Below are 1,357 nucleotides of genomic sequence, written 5' to 3' on the forward strand. Positions count from 1 at the left end.
GGGCGGGCGTGGCCGGGGCTGGCGTTTCGGGGGCGGCAGCGGCGGTCTGCGGTGCCGTCGTCTGGGGTTCCTGCGCGGCTGCTTCGGCGTCGGTTGCCTCGGGGGCCTGGGCGATCGGCTCGGCAGCTTGGGCTTGCGCGGCGGCCTCGTCGCCACGGGCCTCCGGCTCCTGCGCGACGGACTCGGTCGCGGGCGCGCCCGGTGCGGCAGCCTCGGGGCCAGCCTCCGCCGCCGGGGCCTGGGCAGCGGCGTCGGGGGCCACCGGGTCCGGTGCTTGGGCAGCGGGAGGTACCGCTGCCTCCGCCTCGGGCGGAGCCGCGGCAGCATGCTCGGGCGCTGCGGCAGCCTCCGGGCACGCGACCGCCTCGGGCACCGGTGCGGCCTCCGGGACGGGAGCGGGCGCCACGTCCTGCTCCGCAGCGGCCGCCGGGGCCTGCTCACCACCGTCGGATTCGCCCGCGGCACCCGGCCCGGGCACCTCGGGAGAACCATCGGCCGGTGCCGGCTCGCCCGCCTGACCGGAACCGTCCACGACCGGCCCCGGCGTCTCCCCCGGAACCGGTCCCGAAGCGGGCACCGCAGCGGCTTCGGCGGGAGTCACCTGGCCGGCGTCCGGATCGACGGCCGCGTCAGCGGGGTCACCCCCGACGCCGGGGTCCTGGGCGGCAGCACCCGGCTCCGGCTCGGTGGCGGCCTCTTGGTCAGCGGCGGGGCCGCCCACGCCGGCCGGGTCGCCTTCAACCGGCGCGCCCTGCGCGGCAGCGCCCTGCTCCGGCTCGGTGGCGGCCGCCTGGTCAGCGGCGGGGCCGGCGCCCACACCAGCCTGCTCGACCGCAACCGCCGCGCCCTGCACGGACTCGGCCGCGGGCACCTGCTCACCATCCGGGCCGACGCCCGCACCAGCCGGTTCACCAGCAACCCCGGGCTCAGCGGCGGCCACCTGCTCACCGGCAGGGCCGATGCCCACCCCAGCGGGGTCACCCGCAGCCACCGCACCCTGCGCGGGGACGGCCTGTTCCGGCTCGCCGGCAGCCACCTGGTCACCGGCGGGCTCACCCGGCGCCGCCGTACTCTGCGCGGGCTGCTCGGCGTAGGCGGCCTGCGCGGGCTCGCCCGGCGCCGCCGCATCCGGCGCGGGCTGCGCGGCGTAGGCACCCTGCGCGGCCCCGGCCGGGGCCGTCGCTGCCGCGTGGGCCGGTTCCGGGGCCGTCACCGCCACGTTGGCCGGTTCCGGGGCGACGCGGGGTGCGACGGCCTGGGCCGTGCCCGTCGGCTCTGTTGACGGAACAACCGTTTCCGCAGGCGCCGCCCCGCGTCGCCCCGGAACCGGCCAACGTGGCGGTGACGGCCCCGGAAC

Annotated in this window: 1 protein-coding gene and 1 pseudogene; one reads left to right on the forward strand and one right to left on the reverse strand. The window is 80.0% G+C overall.

What is annotated here, in order from left to right:
* Window positions 1–262, reverse strand: a pseudogene (locus CA983_RS47425) (hypothetical protein); the annotation flags it as partial.
* Between the two features lie 63 nt (window positions 263–325).
* Here CA983_RS47425 and CA983_RS46035 point away from each other — a divergent pair.
* Window positions 326–1,282, forward strand: a complete 957-nt coding sequence (locus tag CA983_RS46035) for a hypothetical protein (RefSeq protein WP_143645842.1) — start codon at window positions 326–328, stop codon at window positions 1,280–1,282.
* Window positions 1,283–1,357 lie beyond the last annotated feature (75 nt).

The organism is Streptomyces swartbergensis, assembly GCF_002148965.1.
Classification (GTDB): domain Bacteria; phylum Actinomycetota; class Actinomycetes; order Streptomycetales; family Streptomycetaceae; genus Streptomyces; species Streptomyces swartbergensis.

Excerpts from the sequence above, each read along its gene's own strand:
- CA983_RS46035 (WP_143645842.1), top strand. The coding sequence starts at position 326 with ATGCTCGGGCGCTGCGGCAGCCTCCGGGCACGCGACCGCCTCGGGCAC.